General features: G+C 70.3%; 4 protein-coding genes and 1 pseudogene. 3 read left to right on the top strand and 2 right to left on the bottom strand.

Features of this window, described 5'->3' with window-relative positions; translation table 11 throughout:
* The 3 genes and pseudogenes from J2Z30_RS48270 to J2Z30_RS48260 form a co-directional block, all read left to right on the top strand.
* A pseudogene (locus J2Z30_RS48270) lies at positions 1-327 on the top strand (hypothetical protein); the annotation flags it as partial.
* Positions 328-612: 285 nt separating this feature from the next.
* Positions 613-1,449: a 2OG-Fe(II)-dependent halogenase WelO5 family protein gene (locus J2Z30_RS48265; RefSeq protein WP_044578202.1), complete on the top strand. Its 837-nt coding sequence runs from the start codon at positions 613-615 to the stop codon at positions 1,447-1,449.
* Positions 1,450-1,696: 247 nt separating this feature from the next.
* Positions 1,697-4,402 (top strand): helix-turn-helix transcriptional regulator, encoded by a 2,706-nt coding sequence (locus tag J2Z30_RS48260; RefSeq protein ID WP_044578204.1) that lies wholly within the window; start codon positions 1,697-1,699, stop codon positions 4,400-4,402.
* Between the two features lie 53 nt (positions 4,403-4,455).
* Here J2Z30_RS48260 and J2Z30_RS48255 read toward each other — a convergent pair whose 3' ends face one another.
* Both J2Z30_RS48255 and J2Z30_RS48250 read right to left on the bottom strand, forming a co-directional pair.
* Positions 4,456-5,238 carry an FkbM family methyltransferase gene (locus tag J2Z30_RS48255; protein WP_044578207.1) on the bottom strand — a complete coding sequence of 261 codons (783 nt, stop codon included), beginning with the start codon at positions 5,236-5,238 and terminating at the stop codon, positions 4,456-4,458.
* Positions 5,235-6,401 (bottom strand): C9 hydroxylase cytochrome P450, encoded by a 1,167-nt coding sequence (locus J2Z30_RS48250; RefSeq protein ID WP_044578210.1) that lies wholly within the window; start codon positions 6,399-6,401, stop codon positions 5,235-5,237. The genes J2Z30_RS48255 and J2Z30_RS48250 overlap by 4 nt, the downstream gene beginning before the upstream one ends.
* Positions 6,402-6,404: the final 3 nt, after the last annotated feature.

The following is a 6,404-nucleotide window of genomic DNA, read 5'->3' as shown; positions in this document are numbered from 1 at the left end:
GGTCAGGCGCTGATCGATCAGGTCGAGATCGTCTCGGAGGCGCGCGCCGTGGAGGCCTGTGGCGCCCTGGCCGCCAAGTACGGTCTGTACGCGGGGGGTTCGACGGGCAGCACCTATGCCGCCGTCCAGGACTACTTCGCTCGTGACCGTCCCGGCGCACACCGCCCCGGCGCACACCGCCCCGGCGCGCACTGTCCCCGGGTCGCCTTCATCGCCGCCGACCGCGGCCATGCCTACGCCCAGACCGTCTACGACCCCCTGTGGGCCCAGCAGCTGCGCGCGGAAGCGGTACCGCCCCCCGGCGTCGAAACCGTGGCCGTCAACTGAAGAAGCACCACCCCGTCTCCGGCGCCGGGTTCCGCCGGCCCTGGTCTTCACAAACCCCACCGTCGCGGGCCTCGCCAAGGCCCTGCAGGAGAACACACAGCGATGAGCAGCACCAACAGCACGAGCGTCGTCCTGGTCGACGCTTATCCGTCGAGTCACGCGCTGGCGTAGGCGTTCATGGACCGCGCTTCGTGACCCGGCGGGTCCGGGGACCTTGAGCCGCTCGCCTTCTCCCAGTCCCGGCTCCGTGAGAGCAGTGGTGTACGCGTGAAAGAGAGAGAACAGATGCAGCAGAGCAAGATACGGCTGAGCGGACAGCAGGCCGATCCGGAGTTCTTCCGCTTCGAGGAGCGGAGCGAACTGGACTACGAGCTCGTTCTGGACGTCATGCACGGCCGCAGGCTGGGAGTGATCTTCCGGGACGTCATACCGACGGCGGCGCGCAAGGAGCTGACCGAACGATTCTGGGCCAGCCCCGCCCGGCAGCATCGCGAGGGCGAGCCCTCGCACTACGTCGGCGCCTACCACTGGAACAAGGACGCCGACACCTATCTCGACGAGTCCGCCGAGGTCGCCGAGCACGTCCGCCAGGTGATCGACGCCCCGAACTCGCCCTGGCACGTGTTCCGCCAGGGCGTGGACGAGGCACTGCGGCAGGAGGGCGCGTCCCTGCGGGTGGCACAGATGAACGGCCGCTCGGCGTGCGCCGCGCTGATCCGCGCGTGGGACAAGGAGGGGGACTTCTCCCTCGACCCGCATGAGGACGAAGCGCAGTGCAAGGACCCCCGACAAAGCGGCTTCGAGATCCAGCGGGTCCTGGACCACCAGATCTGTGCGGTAAACATGTGCACCGAACACAGCGTCGGGGGACGGCTGGTGATTTGGAACATCCGCCCCGACGACGCGACCCGGCGCTCGCTCGGCATCGAGCTGACGGGGCTGCCCTACAAGGCCGAGGACCTGGCGGACTTCGAGGAACTGCGCCTGGACATCCGGGAGGGCGACGTCTACGCCTTCAACGGTGCTTTCGTGCACGCGGTGGACGCCAACACCGGCAACCGCACGACGGTGTCCTTCATCATGGGGTTCACCGATCCCCAGACGGTCGTGAGCTGGACCTGAAGCCGACCGGGCCGGCGGCGTGACCGACCGTCGCAGACGTCCAGGGCCCGCCTCTCCCCGAGCGTTCGCCGGCTCCGTGCGAGGCCGTCGATGCCCCGACGCGGGAGGCAGGCCCTGGCAACGCCCACGGTGCGGTCACACCGGACGGATATGTCCCCCTACGCCTATCAAGAGCTTCGCAAGTCCGCCGTCACATACTTCGCGGTGGAGTGCAATTTGGGTTGTCCGAGGTGAGGTGGTGCCTGCCATGGAGTGCTATGAACTGGACGCCCGCGATGGCGAGCTCAGAAGACTGCAGGAGGCTGTAGACAAGGCGGGCAACGGCCGGGGTGTGGTAGTCACCATCACCGGACCGATCGCCTGCGGCAAGACCGAACTGCTCGACGCGGCCGCTGCGAAGGGCGACGCCATCACGCTGCGTGCGGTCTGCTCCGCGGAGGAACGGGAGCTCCCGTACGCCCTGATCGGGCAGCTCATCGACAACCCGGCGCTCGACTCCCTGACGCCGGAGCTGGCCTGTATGACCTTCCCGGGCGAGCACCTGTCGCCGGAGGCCGAGAACCGGCTGCGCAGCGACCTCACCCGTGCCCTGCTGGCCCTCGCCGCCGAACGGCCGGTGCTGATCGGCATCGACGACGTGCACCACGCCGACACCGCCTCTTTGAACTGCCTGCTGCACCTGGCCCGGAGGGTCGGCTCGGCCCGGATCGCCATGATCCTCACCGAGTTGCGCCGGCTCACCCCGGCCCACCCACAGTTCCAGGCCGAGCTGCTCAGCCTGGGGCACCACCGCGAGATCGGGCTGCGCCCGCTCAGCCCGAAGCACACCGCCGAGCTGGCCCGCGCCGGCCTCGGTCCCGACGTCGACGAGGACGTGCTCACCGGGTTGTACCGGGCGACCGGCGGCAACCTGAACCTCAGCCGCGGGCTGATCAGCGACATGCGGGAGGCCTGGGCGACAGGGGAGACGGGCATCAACGCGGGCCGCGCGTACCGGCTGGCGTACCTCGGTTCCCTCTACCGCTGCGGCCCGGTCCCGCTGCGGGTCGCACGGGTGGCCGCCGTGCTGGGCCAGAGCGCCAACACCACCCTGGTGCGCTGGATCAGCGGGCTCAACGCGGACGTGGTGGGCGAGGCAACCGAGATTCTCACCGAAGGCGGCCTGCTGCACGACCTGCGGTTCCCGCACCCGGCGGCCCGTTCGGTCGTACTCAACGACATGTCCGCCCAGGAACTGCGCCGCCTGCACCGGTCCGCTCTGGAAGTGCTGGATGACGTACCTGTGGAAGTGGTCGCGCACCACCAGGCCGGCGCCGGTCTCATTCACGGCCCGAAGGCCGCAGAGATATTCGCCAAGGCCGGCCAGGAGCTGCATGTGCGCGGCGAGCTGGACGCCGCGTCCGACTATCTGCAACTGGCACACCGGGCCTCCGACGACGCCGCCACCCGGGCCGCGCTGCGGGTCGAGGCCGTGGCGATCGAGCGCCGCCGCAACCCGCTGGCCTCCAGCCGCCACCTCGACGAGCTGACCGTCGCCGCCCGTACCGGTCTGCTTGCCCCCGAGCACGCGGCGCTGATGATCCGCTGGCTGGCTGTCGGCGGGCGGTCCGGCGAGGCGGCCGAGGTGCTGGCCTCGCAGCGCCCACGTGCGGTCACCGACCAGGGCAGGGCCCATATGCGGGCAGCCGAGGTATCGCTCGCGCTGGTCAACCCGGGCGCGTCCGGCCCGGAGCGGCAGCCGCGTCCGCTCACGCCGGATGAGCTCGCGAACCTGCCGCAGGCGGCCCGGCTTGGTGCGATCGCCGATAACGCCGTCGTGTCGGCCCTGCGCGGTCGTCCCGAGCTTGCCGCGGCCGAGGCGGAGAACGTCCTGCAGCACGCCGACTCGGCGGCGGCCGGCACCACTGCCCTCGCCGCGCTGACGGCCTTGCTGTACGCGGAGAACACCGACACCGCTCAGCTCTGGGCCGACAAGCTCGGCTCCGAGACCGGGGTGTCGAACGAGGAGGAGGCGGGCTACGCGGGACCGCGCGCCGAGGCCGCGCTGCGTCGCGGCGACCTGGCCGCAGCGGTCGAGGCGGGCAGCACCGTTCTGGACCACCGGCGGCTGTCGTTGCTCGGCATCACCGCCGTGCTACCGCTGAGCAGCGCGGTAGCCGCCGCCATCCGGCTGGGCGAGACCGAGCGGGCGGAGAAGTGGCTCGCCGAGCCGCTGCCGGAGGCCGTCCAGGACAGTCTGTTCGGCCTGCACCTGCTCTCGGCGCGCGGCCAGTACAGCCTCGCGACGGGCCAGTACGAGTCGGCGTACACCGCGTTTCGCACCTGCGGGGAACGTATGCGGAACTGGGGCGTTGACGTGCCGGGTCTGTCCCTGTGGCGCGTCGACGCCGCCGAGGCGCTGCTGCACGGCCGGGACCGAGACGAGGGCCGACGGCTCATCGACGAGCAGCTCACCCGTGCGATGGGACCCCGTTCCCGCGCTTTGACGCTGCGGGTGCAGGCGGCGTACAGCCCGCCGACGAAGCGGGTCGACCTGCTCGATGAAGCGGCCGACCTGCTGCTCTCCTGCAACGATCAGTACGAGCGGGCGCGGGTGCTCGCCGACCTGAGCGAGGCGTTCAGCGCGCTCCGGCAGCACAGCCGGGCGCGGGGACCGCTTCGGCAGGCCCGGCACCTGGCCGCCCAGTGCGGCGCGATCCCGCTGCTGCGCCGACTCGGGGCCAAGCCCGGAGGCCCCGGCTGGCTCGAGGAACCCGGTCCGCGGATCGAGTTGCTCACCGACGCGGAGCGGCGGGTGGCGTCGATGGCCGCCGGCGGACAGACCAACCGCGTGATAGCCGACCAGCTCTTCGTCACGGCCAGCACGGTGGAGCAGCACCTCACGAACGTCTTCCGCAAGCTGGGAGTCAAGGGCCGCCAGCACCTGCCGACCGAACTCGTCGACGCGGAATAGCCGCGGAAGACACGGGGCCGCGCCGCTCGGAAGGGGGAACGGGCGGCGTGCGGTCAGGCGTTCCCGCGGCGGGCGACGACCTGGTAGATGTCGGTCCCGGCGAAGAGCGGCTCCTGCTCGCTGAGGACCGTGAAGCCCTGCCCGCGCAGCAGGGTGAGGACCTCGTCGAGCCTGCCGTCGATGTCGTGCACCTCGGTCACGAGCTGGCGGATGCGCGGCCAGTCGGCCGCGTCGATCCCGGCCATCACCTGCCGCTCGTTCTTCTCCACATCGATCTTGAGAAGGCCGATCGAGGTGATGCCCCGCTCGGCGATGACGTCGGAGAGGCGTACGACGGAGGTCTCGATCACCTGGCTGGTGTCCGGCAGCTCGGCCAGCATCCGGTCGGCGGCCTCGGCACTGTACCCGCCATTGATGGCGAGCCTGCGCAGCAGCTCCGTACGGGTCGCCGGATCCGGGTGGAAGCCCGACATCATCGTGGTATCCGTGTAGAACGTCATCTTGCTGCGGCCGGCCACGTCCGAGACCGCGCACTGCTCGAACCGGCCCGCGATGCCGTACCGCTCGGCGTTGGCCCTGAGCGCGGCGTACGGCACCGGCGCCGGCTCGAAGGCGTGCACCGTGACATCGGGGCACTCCAGGTGGGCGAAGAGCGAGAACATGCCGATGTTCGCGCCGACGTCGAAGACCACGTCACCCGCTCGCAGCTCAAGGCCGCGCCGCAAGTAGCACCGCTCGGCGAAGATCTCCTGGTAGAGGAACTGCGCCTCGCCCGGGTTGACGTGTGCGACGGTCTTGCCGTTCGGCAGCTTGATGGTCTGCACGGATGCGCTCACTCCGCTCCCCAGGTGACCCGCAGCTCGGCCGGGCTGAACAGGCCCAGGCCCTCGTTCATCGGCACATCGCCGGCCAGCCGCACGTCCGGGAAGCGCTCGAACAGGCGCAGCGCGGCGACCTTGATCAACACGCGGGCGAGGTGCTGCCCCGGGCACTTGTGGATGCCGTACCCGAAAGCGAAGTTGTGTTCGGGCTTGCGAGTGACGTCGAACGTGTCGGGGTCGGCGAAGGCGCCGGGGTCGCGGTTGGCCGTCGAGTAGAGCGGGATGACGTTGTCACCGGCGCGGATGATCTGGCCGTGCAACTCGACGTCCTCCACGCAGACCCGCGGCACGCCGAGCTGGTTGAGCGGCAGGTAGCGCAGCAGCTCCTCGACCGCCCCGTCGATCAGATCCGGGTTCTCCCGCAGAGCCGCCCGCTGCTCGGGATGGGAGAGCAGTGCGTACAGGCAGTAGCCGACCATCTGCTGCATCGAGTCGTGCCCGGCGAACAGCAGCGTGGCGAACACCCCGGTCGCCTCGTCGTCGCTGAGCAGGATCTCGTCCTCGCCGGCCTCGGCCAGCCGGTGCAGCAGCTTGTCGCCCGCCTGCTCCCGCTTGGCACGCACCAGTGCCAGCACGTGACCGAAGAATTCGTCGGTCAGTCTCTTGATGCTCTCGAGGTCGGTGCCGCCTTCCATGGCCCGCATCTGGCCCTCCAGTACGGGCCCTTCCTCCTCGTTCAGGCCGTAGAGGTCGTGGATGGCCAGGGAGGCGAGGCGCTTGGCGTACCCGGGAACCAGGTCGGTGCCGGGACCGGACGCCTCGATGTCGTCGAGGCAGGCGTCCGCCGCCTGGATGATGAACTCCTCCTGCTTGCGGGCGGCCCGCAGGGTGAAGTCCCGGGCGATCTTCTGCCGATAGCGGTTGTGCTCCGGCGAGTCCATCCCGGAGAACCAGCCCGGCCGCCGGTCGCCGAGCACCCCGGACGGCGCCGCCGAGCTGAACCGGGGGTCGTTGGTGACCAGCTTGACGTCCTCGGCCGCGGCCACGAGCCACTGCTTGACGCCGAAGAGTTCCTGCGAGCCGATCGTGCCGGTCTCCAGGATCGCGCGGTGCCCGTCCTGGATCGAGAAGGGGCAGCGTGCGGTGGGCGTGCTCTCTTGCTGAGCTTCGGTGCTCATCGG

Source organism: Streptomyces iranensis (assembly GCF_017874715.1).
GTDB lineage: Bacteria > Actinomycetota > Actinomycetes > Streptomycetales > Streptomycetaceae > Streptomyces > Streptomyces iranensis.
Note: the sequence above shows the minus strand (reverse complement) of the source record. Positions and strands in the feature narration are given on the sequence as shown.

What these genes read in the sequence shown, in the direction of transcription:
- J2Z30_RS48265 (WP_044578202.1), top strand. Translation starts at nt 613, where the DNA reads ATGCAGCAGAGCAAGATACGGCTGAGCGGACAGCAGGCCGATCCGGAG.
- J2Z30_RS48260 (WP_044578204.1), top strand. Translation starts at nt 1,697, where the DNA reads ATGGAGTGCTATGAACTGGACGCCCGCGATGGCGAGCTCAGAAGACTG.
- J2Z30_RS48250 (WP_044578210.1), bottom strand. Translation starts at nt 6,401, where the DNA reads ATGAGCACCGAAGCTCAGCAAGAGAGCACGCCCACCGCACGCTGCCCC.